At 71.1% G+C, this 25,697-nt stretch carries 23 protein-coding genes; 8 read left to right on the forward strand and 15 right to left on the reverse strand.

What is annotated here, in order from left to right:
• Positions 1 to 115: 115 nt before the first annotated feature.
• A complete protein-coding gene (locus tag AB0C96_RS15250; RefSeq protein WP_362917481.1) occupies positions 116 to 778 on the reverse strand; it encodes a pyridoxamine 5'-phosphate oxidase in 663 nt (220 codons plus the stop codon).
• Between the two features lie 416 nt (positions 779 to 1,194).
• Here AB0C96_RS15250 and AB0C96_RS15255 point away from each other — a divergent pair, with 416 nt between their 5' ends.
• The 5 genes from AB0C96_RS15255 (at position 1,195) to cseC (ending at position 6,280) form a co-directional block, all read left to right on the forward strand.
• Positions 1,195 to 2,154, forward strand: a complete 960-nt coding sequence (locus tag AB0C96_RS15255) for an A/G-specific adenine glycosylase (RefSeq protein ID WP_362917483.1) — start codon at positions 1,195 to 1,197, stop codon at positions 2,152 to 2,154.
• A 655-nt stretch (positions 2,155 to 2,809) separates the two neighbouring features.
• Positions 2,810 to 3,361 carry a SigE family RNA polymerase sigma factor gene (locus tag AB0C96_RS15260; RefSeq protein WP_362917709.1) on the forward strand — a complete coding sequence of 184 codons (552 nt, stop codon included), beginning with the start codon at positions 2,810 to 2,812 and terminating at the stop codon, positions 3,359 to 3,361.
• A 373-nt stretch (positions 3,362 to 3,734) separates the two neighbouring features.
• Positions 3,735 to 4,247 carry a hypothetical protein gene (locus AB0C96_RS15265; RefSeq protein WP_362917485.1) on the forward strand — a complete coding sequence of 171 codons (513 nt, stop codon included), beginning with the start codon at positions 3,735 to 3,737 and terminating at the stop codon, positions 4,245 to 4,247.
• Positions 4,248 to 4,256: 9 nt separating this feature from the next.
• Positions 4,257 to 4,967, forward strand: coding sequence for a two-component system response regulator CseB (gene cseB, locus AB0C96_RS15270; RefSeq protein WP_362917487.1), 711 nt, complete (start codon positions 4,257 to 4,259; stop codon positions 4,965 to 4,967).
• An 8-nt stretch (positions 4,968 to 4,975) separates the two neighbouring features.
• Positions 4,976 to 6,280, forward strand: coding sequence for a two-component system sensor histidine kinase CseC (gene cseC / locus AB0C96_RS15275; protein ID WP_362917489.1), 1,305 nt, complete (start codon positions 4,976 to 4,978; stop codon positions 6,278 to 6,280).
• Positions 6,281 to 6,564: 284 nt separating this feature from the next.
• On the opposite strand, the gene AB0C96_RS15280 is transcribed toward cseC, so the two are convergent.
• Complete coding sequence (locus AB0C96_RS15280) at positions 6,565 to 8,163, reverse strand: MDR family MFS transporter (RefSeq protein ID WP_362917491.1); 1,599 nt, start codon at positions 8,161 to 8,163, stop codon at positions 6,565 to 6,567.
• Between the two features lie 192 nt (positions 8,164 to 8,355).
• Between AB0C96_RS15280 and AB0C96_RS15285 the strand changes: the two genes are divergently transcribed.
• Entirely contained in the window at positions 8,356 to 8,970 is a 615-nt protein-coding gene (locus AB0C96_RS15285; RefSeq protein ID WP_362917493.1) for a TetR/AcrR family transcriptional regulator, read from the forward strand.
• Here AB0C96_RS15285 and AB0C96_RS15290 read toward each other — a convergent pair.
• Positions 8,952 to 9,623 (reverse strand): M23 family metallopeptidase, encoded by a 672-nt coding sequence (locus AB0C96_RS15290; RefSeq protein ID WP_362917495.1) that lies wholly within the window; start codon positions 9,621 to 9,623, stop codon positions 8,952 to 8,954. The two genes, AB0C96_RS15285 and AB0C96_RS15290, sit on opposite strands and share 19 nt — an antisense overlap.
• 1,601 nt (positions 9,624 to 11,224) lie before the next feature.
• Complete coding sequence (locus AB0C96_RS15295; RefSeq protein WP_362917497.1) at positions 11,225 to 13,750, reverse strand: ATP-dependent Clp protease ATP-binding subunit; 2,526 nt, start codon at positions 13,748 to 13,750, stop codon at positions 11,225 to 11,227.
• 497 nt (positions 13,751 to 14,247) lie between these two features.
• On the opposite strand from AB0C96_RS15295, the gene AB0C96_RS15300 reads away from it, so the two are divergent.
• Positions 14,248 to 14,937 carry an SCO3374 family protein gene (locus tag AB0C96_RS15300; RefSeq protein ID WP_362917499.1) on the forward strand — a complete coding sequence of 230 codons (690 nt, stop codon included), beginning with the start codon at positions 14,248 to 14,250 and terminating at the stop codon, positions 14,935 to 14,937.
• Here the strand turns inward: AB0C96_RS15300 and AB0C96_RS15305 are convergent.
• The 10 genes from AB0C96_RS15305 to AB0C96_RS15350 all read right to left on the reverse strand — a co-directional run bounded on the left by AB0C96_RS15305 (position 14,868) and on the right by AB0C96_RS15350 (position 23,734).
• Positions 14,868 to 15,203, reverse strand: a complete 336-nt coding sequence (locus AB0C96_RS15305) for an Lsr2 family protein (protein ID WP_362917711.1) — start codon at positions 15,201 to 15,203, stop codon at positions 14,868 to 14,870. The genes AB0C96_RS15300 and AB0C96_RS15305 overlap by 70 nt on opposite strands.
• 156 nt (positions 15,204 to 15,359) lie before the next feature.
• A complete protein-coding gene (locus AB0C96_RS15310; RefSeq protein WP_362917501.1) occupies positions 15,360 to 15,878 on the reverse strand; it encodes an amino-acid N-acetyltransferase in 519 nt (172 codons plus the stop codon).
• Positions 15,879 to 15,887: 9 nt separating this feature from the next.
• Positions 15,888 to 16,439 (reverse strand): BlaI/MecI/CopY family transcriptional regulator, encoded by a 552-nt coding sequence (locus AB0C96_RS15315; RefSeq protein ID WP_362917503.1) that lies wholly within the window; start codon positions 16,437 to 16,439, stop codon positions 15,888 to 15,890.
• A 167-nt stretch (positions 16,440 to 16,606) separates the two neighbouring features.
• A complete protein-coding gene (locus AB0C96_RS15320; RefSeq protein ID WP_362917505.1) occupies positions 16,607 to 16,786 on the reverse strand; it encodes a hypothetical protein in 180 nt (59 codons plus the stop codon).
• A gap of 61 nt (positions 16,787 to 16,847) precedes the next feature.
• Positions 16,848 to 17,495 carry a hypothetical protein gene (locus AB0C96_RS15325; protein WP_362917507.1) on the reverse strand — a complete coding sequence of 216 codons (648 nt, stop codon included), beginning with the start codon at positions 17,493 to 17,495 and terminating at the stop codon, positions 16,848 to 16,850.
• Between the two features lie 116 nt (positions 17,496 to 17,611).
• Complete coding sequence (locus AB0C96_RS15330; RefSeq protein ID WP_362917509.1) at positions 17,612 to 18,409, reverse strand: type III pantothenate kinase; 798 nt, start codon at positions 18,407 to 18,409, stop codon at positions 17,612 to 17,614.
• 5 nt (positions 18,410 to 18,414) lie between these two features.
• Positions 18,415 to 19,506, reverse strand: coding sequence for a carboxylating nicotinate-nucleotide diphosphorylase (gene nadC / locus AB0C96_RS15335; RefSeq protein WP_362917511.1), 1,092 nt, complete (start codon positions 19,504 to 19,506; stop codon positions 18,415 to 18,417).
• Positions 19,507 to 19,581: 75 nt separating this feature from the next.
• The gene (locus tag AB0C96_RS15340; protein WP_362917513.1) at positions 19,582 to 21,372 is read right to left on the reverse strand and encodes an L-aspartate oxidase; all 1,791 of its coding nucleotides are present in this window, start codon (positions 21,370 to 21,372) and stop codon (positions 19,582 to 19,584) included.
• On the reverse strand, positions 21,369 to 22,613 hold the full coding sequence (gene panC, locus AB0C96_RS15345; RefSeq protein ID WP_362917515.1) for a pantoate--beta-alanine ligase: 1,245 nt from the start codon (positions 22,611 to 22,613) through the stop codon (positions 21,369 to 21,371). The genes AB0C96_RS15340 and panC overlap by 4 nt, the downstream gene beginning before the upstream one ends.
• Positions 22,610 to 23,734, reverse strand: coding sequence for a DUF2520 domain-containing protein (locus AB0C96_RS15350; RefSeq protein WP_362917517.1), 1,125 nt, complete (start codon positions 23,732 to 23,734; stop codon positions 22,610 to 22,612). Before AB0C96_RS15350 ends, panC begins: the two co-directional genes overlap by 4 nt.
• Before the next feature lie 431 nt (positions 23,735 to 24,165).
• Here AB0C96_RS15350 and AB0C96_RS15355 point away from each other — a divergent pair, with 431 nt between their 5' ends.
• Entirely contained in the window at positions 24,166 to 25,446 is a 1,281-nt protein-coding gene (locus AB0C96_RS15355) for a beta-eliminating lyase-related protein (protein WP_362917519.1), read from the forward strand.
• Here AB0C96_RS15355 and AB0C96_RS15360 read toward each other — a convergent pair.
• A complete protein-coding gene (locus tag AB0C96_RS15360; RefSeq protein WP_362917521.1) occupies positions 25,413 to 25,646 on the reverse strand; it encodes a hypothetical protein in 234 nt (77 codons plus the stop codon). The genes AB0C96_RS15355 and AB0C96_RS15360 overlap by 34 nt on opposite strands.
• Positions 25,647 to 25,697 lie beyond the last annotated feature (51 nt).

Here is a 25,697-nt window from a genome sequence, read left to right on the forward strand (position 1 = left end):
GGGGCAGCCGCCCCGCGAGCAAGGCTTTGCAAGCGCGGGTGGTGACGAACGTCGAGGCTGCGGAAGCGCGGGCGGCGAGAAGACGCAGCCGACCCGCTACCCGGGCATCCGGCGTCTACCGCTCCGACCGTTGCCGTTGCGGCCACTCCTCCTTGTGACCGAAGCCCTGTCCGTTGTCGATCAGCCGCAACCAGTCGGGGCGCAGCTCCCACAGAGCGGTGCGCTCCAGGGCGGCCCGCAGCCGGCCGCTCCCCCCGACAAAGGGAAAGCGTTCGCTATAGATCCGCCAGCCCGCCGCGCGCTCGGCACCGGTCAGCATGCGGCAGCGGCCACGCCCCTGAAGCCCCGTCAGCTCGCTCCACTCCTGGCCGTCCCGCTGCGCCGTGAACGCAACCCGGGCACCGCCGGGCTCGGCCAGGGCCCGGCCGTGCCGCGTCGTGGCCGCAGTGACGAAGTACAGCGCAGGACCGACAGCCGCGCCGCCGTCTGCCGCGCCCGCCACACCCACACCCACACCCACACCCACACCTGCCGCACTTCCCGCACTTCCCGCATTGACCACCGCAGCCCCCGCGTCGCCGGCCTCGTCGCCCGCACCACCGGTCGCGTCCCCTGCGCCGGATGTGTCGGATGCGTCGGGCGCGTACAGCACTGCGCAAGCCTGGGGGCCGTCCTCGTCCGTGTACGCGAGCGTCATCGTCGTGTGCGCGGCCAGCGCCCGCAGGATCGCCTCCGGGCAGTCGGCCCCGCTCGCGCCCGTCCCCTTCGCGCCCGTCATGCCTGCGCCCTCGCCGCCGTAACCGCCGCGCCCGCCTTACCCACAGCGTCCGTCGTGACCGCCGCGCCCACCGCAACCACCGCCCCTCCCTTACTCACCGTGCCCGTCACGCCTGCCATTCCCGCCACGTCTGCCATGCCTGCATCCTCGCGCGCCGCCTCCAATATCTCGGCAACGATTACGGAGAGTAATCTGTTCCCTACTCGGCCATCCCCCCGTTCACCCTCCCCCTCCCCCTCCCCCATCCACCTCACCACCCCGCCCCCACCCCCTCCCGTGCGCGCGTCCGCCCGTTGCGTACCGCCGGTAGCGGCCACCCGTGCGTATCCCGCCGTCCTGCGTGCGGGTGGGCGCGCGGCGGGGCCGGCCCGGTGCGTTTCCCGGGCGCGCGCGAACGTGCCAGGATCGGCGGTGCCATGACTTCGACGCCTGTCTCCTCTACTGCCACGACCGCCGCCGCCGAGACCGCTTCCGCCGCCGTTCCGGCCGCGGGGGCCGCAGACGGGACCGCGCTGCACGGCCCGGTCACCGACTGGTTCGACGAGCACGCCCGCGATCTGCCCTGGCGCCGCCCGGAAGCGGGCGCCTGGGGTGTGATGGTGAGCGAGTTCATGTTGCAGCAGACTCCGGTCAGCAGAGTGCTGCCGGTGTACGAGCAGTGGCTGGCCCGCTGGCCGCGCCCCGCCGACCTGGCCGCCGAGGCGCCGGGTGAGGCGGTGCGGGCCTGGGGCCGGCTCGGGTATCCGCGGCGGGCACTGCGCCTGCACGCCGCCGCGTCCGCCATACAGGAGCGGCACGGCGGTGACGTACCGCGCGAGCACGGCCAGTTGTTGGCGCTGCCCGGCGTCGGCGAGTACACCGCCGCGGCGGTGGCGTCGTTCGCGTACGGGCAGCGGCACGCGGTGCTGGACACCAATGTGCGCCGGGTGTTCGCCCGCTCGGTGGCCGGCCGGCAGTACCCGCCGAACGCCACCACCGCCGCCGAGCGCAAGCTCGCCCGCCAGTTGCTGCCCGACGACGAGCCGCTCGCGGCGCGCTGGGCCGCGGCGACGATGGAGCTGGGTGCGCTGGTGTGCACGGCGCGCGCTCCGGAGTGTCACCGCTGCCCGATTGCTGCGCAGTGCGCCTGGCGGCTGGCCGGGTCCCCGGCGCACGACGGTCCGGCGCGGCGCACTCAGGCGTACGCGGGTACCGACCGGCAGGTGCGCGGCAAGCTGCTCGCCGTGCTGCGGGAGGCGGTGTCGCCGGTGCCGCAGGGGGTGCTGGACGCGGTGTGGGACGAGCCGGTGCAGCGGGCCCGGGCGCTGGACGGGCTGGTGTCGGACGGATTGGTGGAGCCGGTGGGGGGCGGCCGGTACCGGCTGCCGCTGTCGTAGGGCCAGGTGGGTCGGCTTAGGAGGCCCCCTTCTCGGGGGCAGCCGGCCCCTACCCCTATTCCCTCGTCCCTGCCCCTACCTCTCCCCTGCCCTTACCCCTACCTCTCCCCTCTCTACCTCTCCCCCCTCCTCCCAGCCACACCCGGCCCACGACGCCCGAGACATACCCGCGTCACCCCCGGGGCGTCCCAGGTCGTCGCCGGCGCGTCCCGGGTCCTCGCCGGGGCGCCTCCGGTCGTCGCCAAGTCATTCGAGGAGTCTCAGGGTGTCGTTCACGGCGCGGTCGCTTCGGCGGCCGCGTTTGACCTTGTGTGACCCTGCTTGACCTTCTGTCAGGTATCGGGCGGTGTGGCCGGAAAGCGCCCACCGTGATGGCGTGATGGTGTCGCTCGCGTCGCCCGATTGCCGCGTCGGTGCACGTCATAGGCCTTGTGGTGGGGTGCTCCTCCGTCGGGAGTATGACCCGCGTACGCCCGCCGTCCGTCCGAGGTATGACCCCTGGGGGGCTGTTACACAACCGAGGGTTTTCCGTGCACTCGCTGTGGGGCCGACGCACATTACGCCGCAACACCCTCTCCGTAGCGTCTTCCTCGTGCTGGAGATGACCGCCAGCACGGTCAACGTGGGGAAACGAAAGCGGATCGGAGGCGTCGAAATGGCGACCAGCGGCGGCAAGGTACTGGACTTCGAAGAGTACGTGCGTACGCGGCAGGAGGCCCTGCTGCGCAGCGCCCGGCGTCTGGTGCCCGATCCGGTGGACGCCCAGGACCTGCTCCAGACGGCGCTGGTCCGCACGTACGGCCGCTGGGACGGCATCGCGGACAAGTCGCTGGCCGACGCCTACCTCCGCCGCGTCATGATCAACACTCGGACCGAGTGGTGGCGGGCGCGGAAGCTGGAGGAGGTACCCACCGAGCAGCTTCCGGACGCGAGCGTCGACGACGGCACCGAGCAGCGTGCCGATCGCGCCCTGCTGATGGACATCCTCGGGGTGCTGGCGCCGAAGCAGCGCAGCGTGGTCGTCCTGCGGCACTGGGAGCAGATGAGCACCGAGGAGACCGCTGCCGCGCTCGGCATGTCCACCGGTACGGTCAAGAGCACCCTGCACCGTGCGCTGGCCCGGCTGCGTCAGGAGCTGGAGTCGCGTGACATCGACGCCCGGATGCTGGAGCGCGGCGACCAGGAGCGGGAGCGGTGCGCGGCCTGATCTGCGGCGGACGGCGGTCGGCAGGGGGCGGGACGGCGGTCCGTTCGGCGTCGGCGGCGGACCGTGCGGGATCGACGACGGACAGTGTGGCATTACGTGTGAAAACGGTCACGCACTCGGGGGCCGTACGGTTGACAGCTCGGCGCGCGACAATCACATCAGGAGCAGCAGCGGGATCAGCGGCTGTGCGAGCAGCGCGGTGAGCGGGAGCGGATTGTCCAGGAAGAGGTTGACCAGAATCGGGTTGACCAGAGGCGGCGCGGCCACGGCAGGAGTGGCCGCCGTCGGCCTTTTGCTGGCCGGGTGCAATCCGGGGGGTGAGGGCGTCCGCAGCGAGGGAGCGGCGAGCAGTACGCCCGCGCCGAAGGGGCCGGTGAGCAATTCTCCCAGCCCCACGTCGACGGCCGGTTTCAAGAAGGTCGACGCGGTCCAACTCATGCGGGACGACCCGAAGGTCGGCGGGGATGTGAAGAAGTCCCTGTACAAGCCGTGTGCGGCCGATGAGTACCCGGTCCAGGTGACGTATGCGTCGCTGACCGGCAACACGGCGCCCGATGTCATCGTCAACGTGATGACCTGCGCGGATTCGGTGGGGATCGGTTCGTACGTCTATCGCAAGCGCAGCGGCGCGAGGGACGGGTATGACAACGTATACGTGAACGAGCAGCCGTCGGTCACCGCCGGGGTCAACAAGGGTGAGCTGGAGATCTCCAAGCAGACCTACGCCTCCGGTGACGAGGTGGGCTTCCCGTCCGGCGAGGACGTGCTGACGTACCACTGGACCAACGACCACTTCACCCAGTACGACTCGTATCACACCGACTACAGCAAGATCACCACGGACGGCGGACCGTCGCCGACCGACGGTGCGGCATCGAAGGGTTGAGACAACCGCATGGCCGAGACCCATGTGCTCTTCGTCGAGGACGACGACGTCATCCGTGAGGCCACCCAGCTGGCGCTGGAGCGGGACGGGTTCGTGGTCACTGCGATGCCCGACGGGCTCGCGGGCCTGGAGGCGTTCCGCGCCAACCGCCCGGATATCGCCCTGCTGGACGTGATGGTGCCGGGGCTGGACGGCGTCAGCCTGTGCCGGCGGATCCGTGACGAGTCGACGGTCCCGGTGATCATGCTGTCGGCGCGGGCCGATTCGATCGATGTGGTGCTGGGTCTGGAGGCGGGCGCGGACGACTATGTGACCAAGCCGTTCGACGGTGCGGTGCTGGTCGCCCGGATCCGTGCGGTGCTGCGCCGCTTCGGGCACGCCAGCGGTCCGGACGGCGGCAAGCCGGCGGTGGCCGAGGCGGACGAGGCCGCGGAGGCGGTGCTGCGTTTCGGTGATCTTGAGGTCGACACGGAGGGCATGGAGGTGCGCAAGGGCGGCGAGAACGTCGCGCTGACGCCCACCGAGATGCGGCTGCTGCTGGAGTTCTCCAACGCGCCGGGTACGGTCCTCTCGCGCGACCGGCTGCTGGAGCGGGTCTGGGACTACGGCTGGGGCGGTGACACCCGGGTGGTGGACGTCCATGTCCAGCGGTTGCGCGGCAAGATCGGCCAGGACCGGATCGAAACGGTCCGCGGCTTCGGATACAAGTTGAGAGGCTGACGCCGCCGGTGGTCAGGCTGGCCCTGCGGACGGGGTTGAGATGGAAGCTCAGCGCCGCGATCGCGCTCGTCGGAGCGCTGGTCGCGGTCGCGCTGAGCCTTGTCGTGCACAACGCCGCGCGGCATTCCATGCTCGACAACAGCCGTGATGTGCAGGTGGAGCGGCTCAACTTCACGCAGAAGATCTTCGAGTCGACCAACCGGCTCCAGTTCGGGGCGAAGATCGACGATCCGGCGCTGCCGCGGGCGCTGCGCGACGAGGTCGCCAAGAACAAGCGGGCGACGTACCTCCAGGACACCGGGCAGACCGCGCCTGAGGTGTGGGCCGCCTCGCCGTTGAGCAACGGCCGGGTGCTGTCCGTCCATGACCGTTTCCCGGACCGTTTCGCGGTCCTGGACGATCTGGATCAGGCGTTGCTGATCGGTTCGACCGCGGTCGTGGTCGGCGGGTGTGCGCTGGGTGTGCTGGTCGGCGGGCGGCTCTCCAGGCGGCTGCGCAAGGCGGCCGCGGCGGCGGGGAAGCTGGCCGACGGGGACACCTCGGTGCGCATCCGCGACGAGGTCGGCGGTGGGCGGGTGCATGACGAGACCGACGATCTGGCCTATGCCGTGGATGCGATGTCGGACGCCCTTCAGGAGCGCATCGAGGCCGAGCGTCGGGTCACCGCCGATATCGCCCATGAGCTGCGCACTCCGGTGACGGGGCTGCTGACGGCGGCCGAGCTGCTGCCGCCCGGTCGGCCGTCCGAGTTGGTGCGGGACCGGGCGCAGGCGCTCCGCACGCTGGTGGAGGACGTGCTGGAGGTGGCCCGGCTCGACGGTCATGCCGAGCGGGCCGAGTTGCAGGACGTCGCGCTGGGTGAGTTCGTGATCCGTCGGGTGCGCGCCCTGGACCCGGACATCACCGTCGATGTCGTACGGGATGCCGAGGTCACCACGGATCCGCGTCGTCTGGAGCGGATCCTGGGGAATCTGATCGCCAATGCCGCCCGGCACGGCCGGCCGCCGATCGAGGTCACCGTGGAGGGCCGGGTGCTGCGGGTCCGCGACCACGGCCCCGGCTTCCCGGAGGCACTGTTGCGTGAGGGGCCGAGCCGTTTCCGGACCGGCAGCAGTGACCGGGCCGGCCGCGGGCACGGCCTGGGCCTGACGATCGCGGCCGGCCAGGCACGGGTGCTGGGCGCGCGGCTGACGTTCCGCAACGCCGATGAGCTCACGGACGGTTCGACCGGCGCGGTGTCCGTCCTGTGGCTCCCGGAGAACGCGCCCACGAACACGGGCAGCTTCCCCGTCATCCACCTGCCGGACCGGTAGCCCGCAGCGTTCCCGACTGCTCCACCGCGGCGGCGCTCACCCACCCGCAGCGTTCCCGACTGCTCCACCGCGGCGGCGCTCACCCACCCGCAGCGGGACTCGCTCCCCCGGTGGCCTCGCCGGTAGGGCTCGCTCGCCCCCCGCTACTCGCCCCGGCTCTGGTCGAGGTCGCGGTGCTGGTGCTCACGGCGCCGGGTCGGCGAGCACCAGTGGTGTCGAGAACGACGAGCGGCCCCCGGCGAGGTGCCGGGGGCCGCTCGTGGGGCCGAGAGCTCGGGGCCGGGTCAGACGGTCTCTGCCACCGCCACCCGGTCCACCGGAGCGTCCCCACCCTCCGGGCTCTCGGCGGGCTTGGCGGGTCCGCCGCGCAGCGGCACCTCCTTGAGGAACCAGGCCGCGGCGAAGCCGATGATGCTGACCGCCGCGCCCCACAGGAAGACCTGGTGGGTGCCGTTGGCGACCGCGTGCGCGTAGGCGTCCTTGACCATCGGCGGGAGCTGGGGCAGGCGCTTCGGGTCCATCTGGGCGCCGCCGCCGGTCATCTTGTCGCCGGCCGCCTTGCCGAGCCGCTCGACCATCGTGGACTTCACCTGGTCGGTGAAGATCGCGCCGAAGATCGCGACGCCGAAGGAGCCGCCGATGGTGCGGAACAGGGTGGCGGACGAGGAGCCGACGCCCATGTCCTTCATCTCGACGCTGTTCTGGGCTATCAGCATCGTGGTCTGCATCAGGAAGCCCATACCGGCGCCGAGGACGGCCATGAAGGCGCCCGAGGTGAAGCGGGTGGTGCCGGTGTCCATCAGGGACAGCAGTGTCAGGCCTGCGGTGATCAGGGCACCGCCGACCACGACGAAGGCCTTGTACTTGCCGGTCTGGGTGGTGACCCGGCCGGCGAACAGCGACACGGCCATCATCGCCAGCAGCATCGGCAGCAGCAGCAGGCCGGAGTTGGTGGCCGAGGCGCCCTGCACGGTCTGCTGGAACAGCGGCAGGAACGTCATCGACCCGAACATCACGAAGCCGACGAGGAAGCCGATGACGGTGACGAGGGAGAAGTTGCCGTTGCGGAAGATGTGCAGCGGCAGCACCGGCTCGCTGACCTTGCGCTCCACCAGGAGGAAGGCGATCAGTGCGACCACGCCGAGGATGCCGAGGCCGACGATCTGGCCGGAGAGCCAGTCGTACTCGGTGCCGCCCCAGGTGGTGATCAGGACCAGGGCCGTGATGCCGATGGTGAGCAGTGCGGCGCCCACGTAGTCGATGCGGGTCTGCGACCGCTTCTTCGGCAGGTGCAGCACCGTGGTGATCATGACGAGGGCGATGGCGCCGAGCGGCAGGTTGATGTAGAAGCTCCAGCGCCAGCCGAGGTGGTCGGTGATGCTGCCGCCGACCAGCGGTCCGCCGATCATCGCGACGGCCATGACGCCGGCCATCATGCCCTGGTACTTGCCGCGCTCCCGCGGCGGAATCAGATCACCGATGATCGCCATGACGCCGACCATGAGGCCGCCCGCGCCCAGGCCCTGGACGGCGCGGAAGCCGATCAGCTGCCCCATGTCCTGGGCCATGCCGGAGAGCGCCGAGCCGATCAGGAAGATCACGATGGACGTGAGGAAGACGCCCTTGCGCCCGTACATGTCGCCGAGCTTGCCCCAGATCGGGGTGGAGGCGGCGGTGGCGAGGGTGTATGCGGTGACCACCCACGACAGGTGGTTCATGCCGCCGAGTTCACCGACGATGGTCGGCATCGCGGTGCCGACGATCATGTTGTCGAGCATCGCGAGGAGCATCGCGATCATCAGCGCGAAGAGCACCATGCGTACGCTGGCCGGCTGCTTGCCGCCGTCCGTGCCCCCTGCGGGCGACTGCGGTCTCTCCGCCATCGCCGTTTTCCTTCCGTCCCCCGTCGGGGTCGCAGACTGCGACTTCCCCATCACTCACTCCCACTTACTTGCCGCCCGGCTAGTTCAGTACAGTGATGAAGGTAGGCGGCCAACTAGCCGGGCGTCAAGTAAGTTTCTTTGACGCCCTCCTGGGCAGCCCTCTGACCAGTACCGACGAGCAGGAGAAGCACCATGAGCACACCGCAGCCGCGCAGGGGGAACACCCGGCAGCGCATTCAGGACGTCGCTCTGGAGCTGTTCTCCGAGCAGGGCTACGACAAGACCTCGCTGCGCGAGATCGCCGAGCGGCTCGACGTCACCAAGGCGGCGCTCTACTACCACTTCAAGACCAAGGAAGACATCGTCATCAGCCTGTTCGAGGACCTGACCAGGCCCATCGACGAGCTGATCGCCTGGGCCGAGGGGCAGCCGCGCACCCTGGAGACCAAGCAGGAGCTGATCCGCCGCTACAGCGAGTCGCTGCGCTCGGCCGAGCCCCTCTTCCGCTTCATGCAGGAGAACCAGGCGACGGTGCGCGAGCTGCGCATCGGTGAGACCTCCAAGGAGCGCCTGCTGACCCTCTTCGGCCTCCTCAAGGAGCCGGACGCGGGGCTTGAGGATCAGGTGCGCTGCATCACCGCACTGTTCTCCATGCACGCGGGCATGATCGTGATGCAGAACGTGGAGGGCGACCCCGAGGAGAAGCGCGAGGCCATCCTCAGGGTCGCCACAGAACTGGTCACGGCGGCGAACCCGCCGAGCCGCCGGCCAGCCCGGCCGGACTCAGCTCAGACGGCGTCGCCGTGAGCCCGCAGGAATCCGGTCGGCTCGATGCCCGACCCGTAGTTGGGGCCGGTGCGGACCTCGAAGTGCAGGTGGGGACCGGTCGAGTTGCCGGTGCTGCCGGACAGGCCGATCTGCTGGCCCGTGCCGACCCACTGGCCGACGTGGACCTGGATCGCCGACAGGTGCGCGTACTGGGTGTACATGCCGTTGTCGTGCCTGATCACGATGGCGTTGCCGTACGCCGGGCCGTCGCCGCCACCCCACGGGCCGGCCTTGACGACGGTGCCCTTGTGGACGGCCTTCACCGGAGTGCCGGTCGGCACGACGAAGTCCTGACCGCTGTGCTTGTGCGCCCAGTGGCTGCCGGCCAGGCCGAAGGTGGAGCCGAGGACGTACTTCTCGACCGGCTTGACCCAGGCGTTGGCCTTCTTGGCCGCGACCAGCTTGGCCTTGGCTGCGGCGGCCTTGGCGTCGGTGGCCGCCTTGACCTGCGCATCGGCCTGGGCGCTGACGGTCTTGCCGACGCCCGAGGTGAGGCTCAGCAGCCCCCCGTCGGCGGCGGAGGCGACGCCGGCGCCGAGCGCCGCGGTAACGCCGATACCGGCGGCCACAACGGCGACGCGGTTACGCAGAACAGCCTTCTTCGAATTACGTATGGCAGCGAACTTCGACATGCGGGTTTTCCCTCCGGAAATTGATTGGTTACCCGGCTGCGGTCCGGGATCGCCATTCCTTGGTAACCCGCATCAAGCGCCTCGCCAAGGGGCCCTGCTACTACCCCGGCCCGTATTGCAGACGGGGAAATGAGCCTCTTGCGCTCGCGCACCTCATCTGCACCAATCACCCCAAAAGAGACATGTGGGGCGCCGTCTTGGCCTCGCCCCAGCGCCCTGATCAGCGGTTTCCTCCCTGAGCAGTCCAGGCGTCGCCGCACCCCGACTGCCCGCCGTCGCCGCCCCCGCCCCGCCCGCCGAAAACCGCGGGCCGCCGCCCCGCCTCTTCCCCTAATCCCTTTAGTAGGCCCCGAAACGCCTGTGCGTCATGTCACGGCACGGAAAGATCCAATGCCTTTTCCGTGTGACCTGGGCTACTCGAATTCGTGTGACGCGGATTACCCGACGACACCGGACGACCCCATCGACGCGATATCCGACCACCGAATTCGTGACCGCCACCACACCATTCCGACCCGTCCCAGCCCGACCCGGCGCCGACGCCGAGCGCCGACCCCGACTCCGGCCTCGACCCCGACCCCGCCCCCGACGCCGACGCCGACGCCCGAACCGTCGCCCGCGGAGCCGTGATGGCGGCGGTTCGTGGCGGGAGCCACGTGACGGGAGCGACGTGACGGGAGCGACGTGACCCGGCACTGCCGCGCCGGCCGCGCCGCCCGCGCCCACCGGCACCGGAGGCCCCGAGCAACCGCGACCGCCCCTGTCGACCTTCGGCGCGCACCCATGGGGGCATCTCAAGCCGCCCCGGCCGCACGCCCCCGCCGAGCGACCTCCCCCGGCCGACCTGCCCCCACAACCGAGGACCGACACCGCTGAGGTCGCTGAGGTCATCCAGGTCGCCGAGCCCCTCGGTCGACCGCCGGCACGCCACCGCCCGCGCCGCACTCGGCCATCCACCCGCCCTCCGCGCACAGTTGCACCGCGCCCGCCCCGCCCGCACCCGCGCCCGCCCCGCCAGAGCCCGTTCGGGCGCCGTCGAGCGCCCCGGGGCGGTACCGGTCACCGCATTCCCTCGGCGCGCGGCGTTCCTGATGGAATGCACATCGCCTCACCACGGGGAACTGATCACGACGGGGCACGACTGGATTCCGGACAGCGGAATTTTGGACATACGGCTGAAAACAGCCGCTGCACATACCGCGTCGCATTTTCGTCCGAGCCGCAAACAGAGTCACAAAGGCAGCTTCAACCACAGGCGTATACAGAAGCGCACACAGAAGACACAGAGAGAAGTCAGACAGAGAAGCCACTCAGAGACAGCGCACAGCTGCACAGAGAAGCTGCACAGAGAAGGCGCTCAGAGAAGACGTCCGGATGTCACTCGCACCCACAGGCATACCGATGCGGATAGCGGATGCCGGATGACGGATAGCGCCTAGGCGACTTTGGCTTCCCAGGCGAATCGGCGTTCGCGGTGGCCGATTCCATGGTGGGTCGCAATCCGCGATCGAATGCGGCGCGAAGTCGGCGGCAACGGAACTGCCCCGGAACCGTGCAAAACGGTTCCGGGGCAGTTCCCTATGTGGCATATATGCCGTTTGTCAGGCGTCCTTGCTCAGGTTCGGGCCCGAGCCACCGGTGGCGGACTCGATCGGCGGGGCGTCCGGCAGGGCAGCCTTCTCCTCACCACGGAAGGTGAACTTGGCGGACTCACCCTCGCCCTCGGTGTCGACGACCACGATGTGGCCCGGACGCAGCTCGCTGAAGAGGATCTTCTCCGAGAGGGCGTCCTCGATCTCGCGCTGGATCGTGCGGCGCAGCGGCCGGGCGCCGAGCACCGGGTCGTAGCCGCGCTTGGCCAGCAGCGACTTGGCGGTGCCGCTGAGCTCGATGCCCATGTCGCGGTCCTTGAGCCGCTCGTCCACCTTGGCGATCATGAGGTCGACGATCTGGATGATGTCTTCCTCGGTCAGCTGGTGGAAGACGACGGTGTCGTCGACACGGTTGAGGAACTCGGGGCGGAAGTGCTGCTTGAGCTCTTCGTTGACCTTGTTCTTCATCCGCTCGTAGCTGGACTTGGTGTCGCCCTGGGCCGCGAAGCCGAGGTTGAAGCCCTTGGAGATGTCCCGGGTGCCGAGGTTGGTCGTCATGATGATGACCGTGTTCTTGAAGTCCACGACCCGGCCCTGGGAGTCGGTCAGGCGACCGTCCTCCAGGATCTGGAGCAGCGAGTTGAAGATGTCCGGGTGGGCCTTCTCGACCTCGTCGAAGAGCACGACGGAGAACGGCTTGCGGCGCACCTTCTCGGTGAGCTGGCCGCCCTCTTCGTAGCCGACGTAGCCGGGAGGCGAACCGAAGAGCCGCGAGACCGTGTGCTTCTCGCTGAACTCCGACATGTCGAGGGAGATCAGCGCGTCCTCGTCGCCGAAGAGGAACTCCGCCAGCGTCTTGGACAGCTCGGTCTTACCGACGCCGGACGGGCCGGCGAAGATGAACGAGCCACCGGGACGCTTGGGGTCCTTCAGGCCGGCACGGGTACGGCGGATGGCCTGGGAGAGCGCCTTGATGGCGTCCTTCTGGCCGATGACGCGCTTGTGGAGCTCGTCCTCCATGCGCAGCAGGCGGGACGACTCCTCCTCGGTGAGCTTGAAGACCGGGATGCCCGTCGCCGTCGCCAGGACCTCGGCGATCAGCTCCTCGTCCACCTCGGCGACGACGTCCATGTCGCCGGCCTTCCACTCCTTCTCCCGCTTGGTCTTGGCGGCCAGGAGCTGCTTCTCCTTGTCGCGCAGACCCGCGGCCATCTCGAAGTCCTGCGAGTCGATCGCGGACTCCTTCTCCCGGCGCACATCGGCGATCTTCTCGTCGAACTCGCGCAGGTCCGGCGGTGCGGTCATGCGGCGGATCCGCATCCGGGAGCCGGCCTCGTCGATCAGGTCGATGGCCTTGTCCGGCAGGAAGCGGTCGGAGATGTAGCGGTCGGCGAGGGTGGCCGCCGCGACCAGCGCGGAGTCCGTGATGGACACGCGGTGGTGCGCTTCGTAGCGGTCCCGCAGACCCTTGAGGATCTCGATGGTGTGCGGCAGCGACGGCTCCGCGACCTGGATGGGCTGGAAGCGGCGCTCCAGCGCGGCGTCCTTCTCCAGGTGCTTGCGGTACTCGTCGAGCGTGGTGGCACCGATGGTCTGCAGCTCGCCTCGCGCCAGCATGGGCTTGAGGATGCTGGCGGCGTCGATCGCGCCCTCGGCGGCGCCCGCACCCACGAGGGTGTGGAGCTCGTCGATGAACAGGATGATGTCGCCGCGGGTGCGGATCTCCTTGAGGACCTTCTTCAGGCGCTCTTCGAAGTCACCCCGGTAGCGGGAGCCGGCGACCAGGGCGCCGAGGTCGAGGGTGTAGAGGTGCTTGTCCTTGAGGGTCTCGGGCACCTCGCCCTTGACGATGGCCTGGGCCAGGCCCTCGACGACCGCCGTCTTGCCGACGCCGGGCTCGCCGATGAGGACCGGGTTGTTCTTCGTACGGCGGGACAGCACCTGCATGACCCGCTCGATCTCCTTCTCGCGCCCGATGACCGGGTCGAGCTTGGTCTCGCGAGCGGCCTGCGTGAGGTTGCGGCCGAACTGGTCCAGGACGAGGGAGGTCGAGGGCGTGCCCTCGGCGGGGCCGCCGGCGGTGGCGGCTTCCTTGCCCTGGTAGCCGGAGAGCAGCTGGATGACCTGCTGCCGCACCCGGTTGAGATCGGCGCCCAGCTTCACCAGGACCTGGGCTGCGACGCCCTCGCCCTCGCGGATCAGGCCGAGCAGGATGTGCTCCGTACCGATGTAGTTGTGGCCGAGCTGGAGGGCCTCGCGGAGCGACAGCTCCAGGACCTTCTTGGCACGGGGGGTGAAGGGGATGTGCCCGGACGGGGCCTGCTGGCCCTGCCCGATGATCTCCTCCACCTGCTGGCGGACCGCCTCGAGCGAAATCCCGAGGCTCTCCAGGGCCTTAGCGGCGACACCCTCACCCTCGTGGATCAGGCCCAGGAGGATGTGCTCGGTGCCGATGTAGTTGTGGTTGAGCATCCGGGCTTCTTCCTGAGCCAGGACGACAACCCGCCGCGCGCGGTCGGTGAACCTCTCGAACATCGTTAATCGCTCCTCAGAGCGGTCAGGCAGTTAGGGGTCGGTCCCCTCCCTGTCCTTCCGCATGCTAGTCCCGCGGGGCGGGACAGCTCATTCCAACTGCCGACACCCGTCCGGATCACCCCCGCTCCGGCGGGGAAATTTACTGCCGAACAGCTGACATCTGCTCCAACTCGATGGTGCGAGACGATGTTCCCGCAGGCCAGGCATATACGCCGTCCGCCACTACGCCCGTGGCGAACGCGCCCTTGCCCGACACGCCGTCCGCATCCCGCCATCGGCGGGGCCGCAGCGCTGTGTGCGCCGGTCACACCGTCTCTTCCCACTGAGACTGTCTTACCCGCTGCCACTGACACTCCATGCGGCGCGGGCCGCTTCCATCCGCTATGGGCGAACATCCGCACGCCGCCGAATGCTCCGCCGCGCCTCGGGTTCAGCACGCACAGTATCCGAGCTTGCACCGAACGTAACTTCCTCACGGATGGGGAGTTGCACCGGTCATGGCCCGCGTGCTTCCGCGCCCCCGCAGTCCGCTCCCCGCCGTCCGCCGCTGGTACGAGGACGAGCTGGGCTGGCCGACCACCGGCCCGGATCCGGTGGAACTGCTGACGGGGCTGCGCTTCGACGTCCTGGAGATGCCGGCCGATGCGGGCGACGCCGTACTGCGGCGCTGGCCGCGCCTGGGGCCGGTGGCGCTGCTACGGACCGCACCCGACGGGAAACACTCGGGTGATCGGCCGAAATTGCTCATCTTCATCGCGGCCGGCGGCGCCGAGGAACTCCCGGGAATCCTGGAATGGCTTGAGTGGGGCACCCTGACGCCGGATCTCACGGCGCGCGGAGCCGGGGGCCGGATGCCCGCGCCGGCGCTCCCCACCAGCGCTTCGGCGGTGTCACCGCCCTACGGATTCGGCTCGCGGGAGGCCGCGGGATGGGTGCGGCCTCCCCGGTCCGGGTACGAGGTGGAGAATTCCCTGCCCACCACGGGGATCGGGGCAGGAATCGGGGACGGTGGGGGCGTCCCCGACCTCGTACGACTCGTGGGCGCGGCGGCGACGGAGTGCCATCGTGCCCGGTTGTTGCGTGCTCGTAATGGCCAATCGAACCGCGCCTGCGGCGATCAGCCGTTGGCCTTCTCGAATGCCTCGCGAATGTCGGCGGGGACACGGCCGCGGTCATTGACGTTGTAGCCGTTCTCCTTTGCCCAGGCGCGGATCTTCGCGGTGTCCTGGCTGCCGCCGGAAGCCGCCGCGCGCGCCTTACCGCGAGCCGCGGAACGGCCGCCGGTGCGACGGCCGGCCTTCACGAAGTCGGCGAGCGAGTCACGCAGCTTGTCGGCGTTGCCTTCGGAGAGGTCGATCTCGTAGGACTTACCGTCGAGAGCGAACGTCACGGTCTCGTGGGCTTCGCCGCCGTCGAGGTCGTCGACAAGAAGAACCTGAACCTTCTGTGCCACCGGTTTCCCTTTCATCGAATGCGGATTACGACGGAAAGCAAACCGCTTTTCCGGGAAAAACACAAACCCTTGGGTAGGGTTCACTTGCCCGCAGACCGGGGAACGCATGCTTCCACAGCCATGAGATAGGGGAGCGATTCGGACATAGAACACTCATCACAGGTGCAGAAGCATCCGACTGTTACCCAGGGTGTTGGGCTTCACTCGTTCGAGGCCGAGGAACTCCGCAACGCCCTCGTCATAGGAACGCAGCAGCTCGCTGTACACATCACCGTCTACGGGGGCCTCGCCGATCTCCACGAAGCCGTGCTTGCTGAAGAAGTCGACTTCGAAGGTGAGACAGAAAATGCGCCGCACTCCGAGCCAGCTCGCGGTGCCGAGCAGCTTGTCGAGGACTTGGTGACCGACACCCGAGCCCTTCAGCCGTGGGTCCACGGCCAGGGTGCGCACCTCCGCCAGGTCTTCCCACATGACGTGGAGTGCTCCGCAGCCGACGACCTCGCCGTCTTCGTCCCGCTCGGCGACCCAGAACTCCTGGATGTCCTCGTAAAGCGTGACGGTGGCTTTGTCGAGCAGGATCCCGTCGCGCGAGTAGGTGTCGATGAGTCGGCGTACGGCCGGTACATCACTGGTCCTGGCGCGGCGGACGGTGAGCCCTTTTGAATGGGGAGGCATGCCGGGACGCTATCGCCCCTTGCCGTTGGCACCCGCCCCGGGTTCATCCGCTTCGGTGGGTCCGGCTTCATCGGCCGCTTGCCGGCCGGGTTCTGCCGCGCGTTCTTCCGCCGGCGGCGGCTCTTGCCGCTGTTGTGCCTCTTCCCCGCGGTGTTCTGCGCCTTCTGTGCGTTCCGGGGCTTGTGCCTCTTCGGGGCGTTCGTCGGCCTGGACGATCCGCACGGCATCACGCAGGGCATGTCGCTGTTCGGGCGACATCATGCCGAAGAACGCCACGAGTGCGGCCGCGGGGTTGTCACTGGCGGACCATGCCTCGTTCATCAGTGCGGCCGCGTAGGCGGCGCGAGTGGAGACCGCCTCATATCGATAGGCGCGGCCTTCTGCTTCGCGGCGCACCCAGCCCTTCTGATGGAGGTTGTCCAATACGGTCATGACCGTTGTGTAGGCGATCGACCGTTCCTTCTGCAGATCTTCCAGGACTTCTCGAACGGTGACCGGGCGGTTCCACTCCCAGACCCGCGTCATGACCGCGTCTTCCAGATCACCCAATGGTCTCGGCACACAAGAACAATAGTGGGAGATGTCGCGAATGCCCGTTGATCTCGTGCGTTTGCGGCGTCTCGTTGCGCCCGCCGGAAACGGCGTACGGCCCGGACCGCTCCTGAAGGAGCGTCCGGGCCGTACGGTGTGCGGCGGTCGCCGGCGGCGGGGCGACGGGTGGTCGAAGTTCAGGCGCCGTGCGCCGTGGGCTTCGGCCCGGCGGCCTCCGCGCCGGCCAGCGCGGCGTCCACGGCGGCGTCCTCCTTGGCCTTGTTCGCGCCGCCCTGGCTCTTGATCATCGTCACGATCAGGCAGGTGAAGGCCACCGCCATCACCACCGGCGGGAGCAACGCTGCGACGTAATCCATGGCGTGGGGCCTCCCTGGCGGGCGTGAGCATCCGGACGTACCCCGTCAGGGTACGCAGCGCTCAGGCGGTGCGGCTCTCGGGGGGCGGGGCGGGCTTCCGGCGGGGCGGGAAGACCTCGCCCGGCGTGGGGATCGGCCGGTCGGGCCGGGGCGCCTTCGGCTGCGGCGTCGGCGCGGGTTGCGGCTTGCGCTCCGGTTTCGGCTCCCGACCGGGGTCCGGTTCCCGGCCGCTGCGGGCCCCTGAGCGGCCGCCTGGCAGCGCGCGCAGCCGGACCCGTACGGATTGTTCGGCCAGCCGCTCGCAGTGGCGCAGCAGGGCGCTGTGGCGCTCGCGTCCGGCGGCTCCGGACGGGCGGGCGCGCAGTGCGCGCAGCGCGCGGAGGTCTTCGGGTCCGGGGACGTGGCCGGCCTCCAGCGCCTCGGTCAGCAGCGCGAGGTAGCCGGCGGCCGAACCGGGCAGGCTCGCGCGGTAGCGGGCGAGGTCGGCGAGGAGGAAGGCGCGCAGTCGGCCGCCTTCGCGGACCGCCTCGTCGACCGCCTCGGCCAGCCGCAGGTACTCCTGGATGTCCTGTGTCCGCTCCGGGTCGAGGGGTGTCGACGGGGCGGAGTGGGGCATCGTCTGAAGGGCGTGGGCGAGGGCGCGACGGAGCACGCGCAACTCATCGGCGCTGAACGCCACGCCGCCGCGGGTTCCGTTTGGCATTGGCATGTGGCGACTTTACGACCAATTCCGACAAAAGCCGCTTAATTCGTGACTGGTGGCGCGGCAGCGAGCCGCACCTCCGTGCACCGCCCGGTGGTGACGATCGGTGCCCCGATCGACGCCTACGACCGGCCGACGTTCCGCTCGTAGACCAGCCGCAACCCGATCAGGGTGAGCCAGGGCTCGTGCGCGTCGATCACCGAGGACTCGCCGAGCACCATCGGGGCCAGCCCGCCGGTGGCGAGCACGGTCACCTCGTCCGGGTCCTCGGCCAGCTCCCGTGCCATCCGCTTCACCACGCCGTCGACCTGGCCGGCGAAGCCGTAGAGGATGCCGGACTGCATCGCCTCGACGGTGTTCTTGCCGATGACGCTGCGCGGCCGGGCCAGTTCGATCTTGCGGAGCTGGGCGCCCTTGACACCCAGTGCGTCCACCGAGATCTCGATGCCCGGCGCGATCACGCCACCCACGTACTCGCCGCGGGCGCTGACCGCGTCGAACGTGGTGGCCGTGCCGAAGTCGACGACCACCGCGGGGCCGCCGTAGAGCTCGACCGCCGCCAGGGCGTTGATGATCCGGTCGGCGCCGACCTCCTTGGGGTTGTCCATCAGGATCGGCACACCGGTTTTGACGCCCGGCTCCACCAGGACGGCGGGCACGTCCCCGTAGTAGCGCCGGGTGACCTCGCGCAGCTCGTGCAGGACGGAGGGCACGGTCGAGCAGATGGAGATGCCCTCGATGCCGTCGCCCAGGCCGTCGCCGAGCAGCGGGTGCATCCCCATCAGGCCCTGGAGCAGCACGGCGAGCTCGTCGGCGGTGCGGCGGGCGTCGGTGGAGATGCGCCAGTGCTCGACGATCTCATCGCCGTCGAAGAGGCCCAGGACGGTGTGGGTGTTGCCCACGTCGATGGTCAGGAGCATGGCGGTCAGCTGCCCTCGCGCGGATCGGCGTCCGGGGAGCCCGCCTCGGCCCCGCCCTCGCGCAGGTCCAGGCCGATGTCGAGGATCGGCGAGGAGTGCGTCAGCGCACCGACCGCCAGGTAGTCGACGCCGGTCTCGGCGTACGCACGGGCGTTGTCCAGGGTGAGCCGGCCCGATGACTCCAGCATCGCGCGCCCGGCGACCAGCTCCACGGCCTGTCGGGTCTGCTCAGGAGTGAAGTTGTCCAGCAGGATCAGGTCGGCGCCCTCCGCGAGGATCGGCGGGATCTGGTCGAGCCGGTCGACCTCCACCTCGATGGCCACACCGGGGAACTCGTCCCGCACGGCGGTGAACGCCGCGGCCACGCCGCCGGCCGCGACCACGTGGTTGTCCTTGATCAGCGCCGCGTCGGACAGCGACATCCGGTGGTTGACGCCGCCGCCGCAGCGCACCGCGAACTTCTCCAGGGCGCGCAGCCCCGGCGTCGTCTTACGGGTGTCGCGGACCTTGGCCTTCGTCCCCGCAAGGACGTCCGCCCAGGCCCGGGTCGTGGTGGCGATGCCCGACAGCCGGCACAGGATGTTGAGCGCGCTGCGCTCGGCGGTGAGCAGGTCACGGGTACGGGTGGTGACGCTCAGCAGCGTGGTGCCGGCCTCGACCCGGTCGCCGTCCTCGACGTGCCGCTCGACCGCGAACTCCTCGGTGCACACGATGGACAGCACCGCCTCGGCGACCCGCAGGCCGGCGACCGTACCGGCCTCACGGGCCGTGAAGTCACCGGTGGCGACCGCGTCCTCCGGGATGGTGGCCACGGTCGTCACGTCCACCCCCTGGTCGAGGTCCTCCTCGACGGCGAGGTGCGCGATGTCCTCGACCTGTACGGGGTCGAGCCCGGCGGCCACCAGGAGGGCGGCCAGGTCGGGGTCGAGTCCGCAGGTCAGCGGGTCGATCTCATACGAGCCGTCGTCGCCGCCGGCACAGCCGCAGGCGTCGCCGCAGCCTCCCCCGGGCTTCGTCTGGGGGGACCCCCAGGTGGGGGCGCCGCCGGAAGGCCCGCCGATCTGGAGGAGGGGGAGGTCGTCGGAGGTGCTGCTCACGGGTGGGCTCCGTATCCGGGGAGAGGTGGGGGTGTGTGGTGTCGGTGGTCTGTCGTGGCGGGCGGTGGACCGTGGCTACGGGGCGGCGGTCGGCGGGAAGTCCGCGGTCGCCGTCGTATGGAGGTGCAGCGCGCGGTCCGCACCCAGGGTGATGCGGAAGTGGCGGCGCCAGGAGGCATCGTCCCGGTCCGGGTGGTCCTCGCGCCAATGGCAGCCGCGGGTCTCCTCACGCCGCTGCGCGGCGGCGACCAGGACCCGGGCGACGCAGAGCAGGTTGGTGGCCTCCCATGCCTCCACTCCGGGCTCGGGACTCTTGTGGGGGCTCTCGGGGGCGACGCCGGGCGCGCCGGGGCCGTCGCCGGGCGCGTCGCTCGCCTCCGTCGCCTCGCGGTGGATGCGGTCCAGTTCGGCGGCGGCCCGGGCGAGGCTCTCGGCGCTGCGCAGCACGCCGGCGCCGGCGGTCATGATCCGCTGGACCTCGGCGCGGGTCTCGGGGGCGAGCAGCGGGAGCGCGGTACGGGGCGCCGAGGCGTCGGCGGCCCGGGGGGCCGGGCGCCTGGGTGCGCCGCCGTCGGCGATGTCGGAGGCGATCCGCTCGGCGAAGACCAGGCCCTCCAGGAGGGAGTTGGAGGCGAGCCGGTTGGCACCGTGGACGCCGGTGCAGGCGACCTCGCCGCACGCGTAGAGGCCGGGCACCGTGGTGCGGCCGCGCAGGTCGGTGCGTACTCCGCCGGAGGCGTAGTGGGCGGCCGGGGCGACCGGTATCGGTGCGGTGACCGGGTCGATGCCGTGGCTGCGGCAGGCGGCGAGGATGGTCGGGAAGCGGGTCTCCCACATCCGGGCGCCGAAGTGCCGGCCGTCCAAGTACATGTGCTCGACGCCCTGTTCGTGCGCCCGGCCCATGATCGCCTTGGCCACGATGTCGCGCGGAGCCAGTTCGGCGAGCTCGTGCTGCCCGACCATGAAGCGGGTGCCGTCGGCGTCGACGAGGTGTGCGCCCTCGCCCCGTACGGCCTCGGAGATCAGCGGCTGCTGGCCCTCCGCCTCCGGGCCCAAGTACAGGACGGTGGGGTGGAATTGCACGAATTCGAGGTCCGACACCTCGGCGCCGGCGCGCAGCGCCAGGGCCACCCCGTCGCCGGTGGAGACGGCCGGGTTGGTGGTCGCGGAGAACACCTGCCCCATGCCTCCGGTGGCGAGGACCACGGCCGGTGCGTGGACGGCGCCGACGCCGTCGTGCTGGCCCTCCCCCATGACGTGCAGGGTGACGCCGGCCGTACGGCCTTCGGCGTCCGTGAGCAGGTCGAGGACGAGGGCGTTCTCGATGGTGCGCAGTCCGGCGGCGCGGACCGCGTCGACCAGTGCGCGGGAGATCTCGGCGCCGGTGGCGTCGCCGCCGGCGTGCGCGATGCGGCGGCGGTGGTGGCCGCCCTCACGGGTCAGGGCTATCTCGTCGGTGCCCGGTGCGGTGTCGAAGCGGGCGCCGGCCGCGATGAGCCGGTGGACGGCGTCCGGGCCCTCGGTCACCAGGGTCCGCACGGCCTCCTCGTCACACAGCCCGGCGCCGGCGACGAGGGTGTCGGCCAGATGCTGCTCCGGGGTGTCGCCGTCGCCCAGGGCCGCGGCGATGCCGCCCTGCGCCCACCGGGTGGAGCCGTCGTCCAGGCGGGCCTTGGTGACCACGACCGTCCGGCGCCCGGCGGCGGCGCAGCGCAGCGCGGCGGTCAGCCCGGCCACTCCGGAGCCCACCACGACGACGTCCGCTTCGATCGCCCAGCCGGCGGCGGGGGCGGTCAGGCGTATGCCGGTTCCTGCTACGGGGCCGTTGCCTGTTGCGGTGGCAGGGCCTGTTCCGGTGGCGGTCATCGGGTCGCTCCGAGGGGGCCTTGGGGAGTGGTGGGAGGTGGTGCGTCCGCGCTGGTGCCGGGGTGCGGGGCGGAACCCTGGCGGGTGGCCGACGTGCCCGGGCGCGCGACGGTGAAGGTGAGCCGGATGTTGTCGATGAGGCGGGTGGTGCCGACGTTGGCGGCGACCGCCAGGATCGCCTCGCCCTCGTAGGAGTCCGGGATCTCGGTGAAGTCGGACGGGTCGACCAGCGCCAGGTAGTCCAGCACGAGGGGCGGGTCGAGCCGACCGGCATCCTCCAGGACGGCACGGGCCGCGGCGCGGGCCACGGACGGGCCGTGCGGGGGGCCGGCGGCGGCGTAGGCGACGGCGTGTGCGTCGGCGGCGGCCCGGTCCTCCCCGATGGCGGCCAGCGCCGCGGAGCGGTCCTGGGCCGGGTGGCCCGTGGAGGCGGCACGGGCGCGGAGCGCCTCCTCGGCGGTGAGCCGGTCGCGGGCCGCGAACAGGGCCGCGGAGAGGACGAGCGCGGTGCGCCGCTCCGGGGTGGACAGGTAGCGGTTGCGACTGGAGAGGGCGAGGCCGTCCTCCTCGCGCACCGTGGGGACGCCGACGATCTCCACGGGGAAGTTCAGGTCGGCGGCCATCCGGGTGATCACGGCGAGCTGCTGGGCGTCCTTCTGCCCGAAGAACGCCAGGTCCGGTGCGGTCAGGTGGAGCAGTTTGGCGACGACGGTCAGCACCCCGTCGAAGTGCCCCGGGCGGCTGGCGCCCTCCAGGAGCGTGCCCATGGGGCCCGCGGTGATCCGGATCTGCGGCTCTCCGCCCGGATAGACCTCGTCGACGGGCGGCGCGAACACCACGTCCGCGCCCGCCGCGACGGCCAGCACGACGTCCTCGTCCAGCGTCCGCGGATAGCGGTCGAGGTCCTCGCCCGCCCCGAACTGGAGCGGATTGACGAAGACCGTGACGACGACCTGCCCCTGCGGCCCGACCCGCCGGCGGGCGGCGCGGACCAAGGTGGCGTGGCCCTCGTGCAGCGCCCCCATGGTCATCACGACGGCCCGCGCGCCACTGGGGCGCGGCAGGGCGCGGAGGGCGGCGGCGGTGTGGACGAGGGGCGCGGCGGCGTCGCCGGGCCGGTCCGGTGCCGGGTCCTGGCCCTGATTGCGGGCCGCGGACGGCTCCGGGCTCGGGCTCGGGGACGGCTCCGGGCCCGGGCTCGCGGACGGCTCCGGGCTCGGGCTCGCAGACGAGGAGGTCATCGGTCGCCTCCTTCGGCGCCATGGTCGGGGGTGTCGGGGCCGCCGTCGGGGGCCTGGGGGTCCTGGCCCGGGGTGCCGGGGCCGCGGTCGGCGGTACCGGGGCCGTGATCGGCGGTACCGGGGCCGTGGTCGGCGGTACCGGGGCCGTGGTCGGACGCCGGCGGGTCGTGGTCCGGGGTGCCGGCGTCGGGAGCGGTGGGGCCCGGCCGGGGGCCGTCACCGGCGTCCGCGAGCACGTCGAGCAGGTCCTCGGCCAGCTCCGGCTTCAGCAGCCCGTGGGCCAACGCCCGGTCCGCGGTCGTACGGGCCATCGCGAGGTATCCGGCGACGGTCTGTGGCGCGTGCCGGCGCAGCTCCGCGACGTGGGCGGCGACGGTGCCCGCGTCGCCGCGCGCCACCGGGCCGGTCAGGGCCGCGTCACCGGAGCGCAGCGCGTTGTCCAGCGCGGCGCCGAGCAGCGGGCCGAGCATCCGGTTCGGCGCCTGCACGCCCGCCTGGTGCAGCAGCTCCATCGCCTGCGCGACCAGCGTGACCAGGTGGTTCGCGCCGATGGCGAGCGCCGCGTGGTAGAGCGGACGGGCGGATTCCGCGATCCATTCCGGCTCCCCGCCCATCTCGATGACCAGCGCCTCGGCGGCCATCCGCAGCTCGTCGGGCGCGGTCACGCCGAAGGAGCAGCCGGCCAGCCGCTGGACGTCCACGGACGTGCCGGTGAACGTCATGGCCGGGTGGAGGGCCAGCGGCAGCGCGCCGGCCCGGGTGGCCGGGTCCAGCACCGCCGTCCCGTAGCGGCCGGAGGTGTGCACCAGCAGCTGGCCCGGCCGTACGGCGCCGGTCTCCGCGAGGCCGCTCACCAGGCCGGCGAGGGCGTCGTCGGGGACCGTCAGCAGGACCAGCTCGGCGCGGGCGAGCACCTCGGCCGGGGGGACCAGCGGGACGTCGGGAAGCAGCTCGGCTGCGCGGCGTACGGAGGCGTCGGAGACTCCCGACACGGCGACCGGGCGGTGCCCTGCGAGCTGGAGCGACGCGGCGAGGGCAGGTCCGACACGGCCCGCGCCGACGACTCCTACGGTCAGCCGGGCGGGGCGGTCCTGGGCCTCGATGGGTGGGATTGCGTTCACGCGGCGATGGCCTTCCGTTCCAGTCCGCGGGGGGTACCGGACGATTCCTCGCCATGCTACGCGAGTGCCTCCGGCGGGCTTCAGAGCTGTGCGGAGGGTGAGACGGGGGTCTCTCGCGAGAGTTATCCACAGGGGTCGCGGACCGGCGAACGGCTGAGCCATGATCGGTCCGTCGACGAGCCGAGGCCGCGGGGAAGCGGCGGGCGAGTGGGCCGACAGCGGCCGGGCACGGCATGAGCGGGCATGGCACTGGCGGGCACGGCACTGGCGGCGCAGACACGAAGGAACACCGAGGCGAGGGAGGAGAGCGAGGAACCGAGACAACGGGGCAACGGGGCGGGCACAGGAAAGACCCGGCGAACGCCCTACGCAGGCAGCAGGCAGCAGGCAGCAGGCACAACGAGCACACCAGGCACGCAGCAGGGGGAAGCATGAATCAGACAGGCGAGACGGAGACGAAGACGGCGGGCGGCGTCCGGGACGGGGCGGCGGGCGGAGCTTCGGACGGAAAGGCCGGCGGGGGCGGTACCGACGGCACCGGCGCCGGCGCCGTGCCGAGCGAGCGGGCGCGGCGGCTCGCGGCCTTCCGTGGCGCGAAGCGGGTGCTGTCGGGCGGCGCACGGGTGGAGACGGTCCGCGAGCGGCTGACCCGCCTGGTGGCCGACGCCCCCACCGCGTACGACCTCGACGACTGGACCGACATCTACGCCAACGAGGGCAGCGTGGTCGGCGAACTGGAACGCCGGACCGCCGAGGCCCTGGGCACCGAGGACGCCGCGTTCTTCCCGACCGGCACGATGGCTCAGCAGGTGGCGCTGCGCTGCTGGGCGGGGCGCACCGGCAGTGCGACCGTCGCCGGCCACCCGCTCTCTCACCTGGAGATGCACGAGCGCGACGCCTTTGCGGTGGTCAGCGGCCTGCGGATGGTGCATCCGACGCGCGCACCACGGCTGCCGACCGCCACGGAGGTCCATGAGTTGCAGGAGCCCTTCGGGACGCTGGCGCTCGAACTCCCCCTCCGGGACGCCGGATTCGTGCTGCCGGAGTGGGAGGAGCTGACCGCGGTCGTGGCGGCGGCGCGGGACCGTGATGCGGTGGTGCACTTCGACGGCGCTCGACTGTGGGAGTGCGGCCCGCACTTCGGCCGCACCCTCCCGGAGGTCGCCGCCCTCGCGGACAGCGTGTACGTGTCCTTCTACAAGACGCTGGACGGCATATCCGGTGCGGCGCTCGCCGGCACCGGGGACTTCGTGGAGGAGGCACGGGCCTGGCGGCACCGCTACGGCGGCCAGCTGTTCCAGCAGTGGCCGGCCGCCCTGGCCGCGCTGTCCGGACTGGACCGCGAGCTGCTGCGGCTACCGGAGTACGTGGCCCATGCGAAGGTCGTGGCAGGGGCGCTGCGGGAGGGCCTGGCCGACGCCGGCATGCCGTGGTTCAGGGTGCACCCGGAGGTCCCGCACACCCACCAGTTCCAGGTGTGGCTGCCGTACGTGCCAGAGGTGCTCAACGAGGCCGCCGTACGCCAGGCGGAGAAGAGCGGCACGGCGCTGTTCCTCAAGTGGTTCGAGCCGGATCCGGCCGGGCCTCCCGGGGTGGCCATGACGGAGCTGACGGTCGCCGCGTCGGCCATGGACTGGACGGCGGCCGAGGTGCGGTCGGCGGCGGCGGAGTTCGTGGACTACGTGAGGCGGGTGGGTGTCATGGGCGCGTGACGCCGGGAGGCCGCGCGCAAGGCTCGGCGGATGCGGCCCAGGAGGCGCCCCTCCGGCGCGGTGACCACGGCCTGGAAGCGGCGCCACTGGTGGATCTCGCGGACGGTGCGGGCGAGGTGGACGTCCGGGGCGGGCGGGGCGGCTTCGCCGCGCTGGGCGGCTCGGTAGGCGTCGAGGAGGTGCTGCTGGGTGGTGTTCATGCCCTCACTGTGGGGGTGCGCGGTGACCGGTGGCGCGTCGATTGACGGGAG

The sequence above is a fragment of the Streptomyces sp. NPDC048506 genome (genome assembly GCF_040651315.1).
GTDB lineage: Bacteria > Actinomycetota > Actinomycetes > Streptomycetales > Streptomycetaceae > Streptomyces.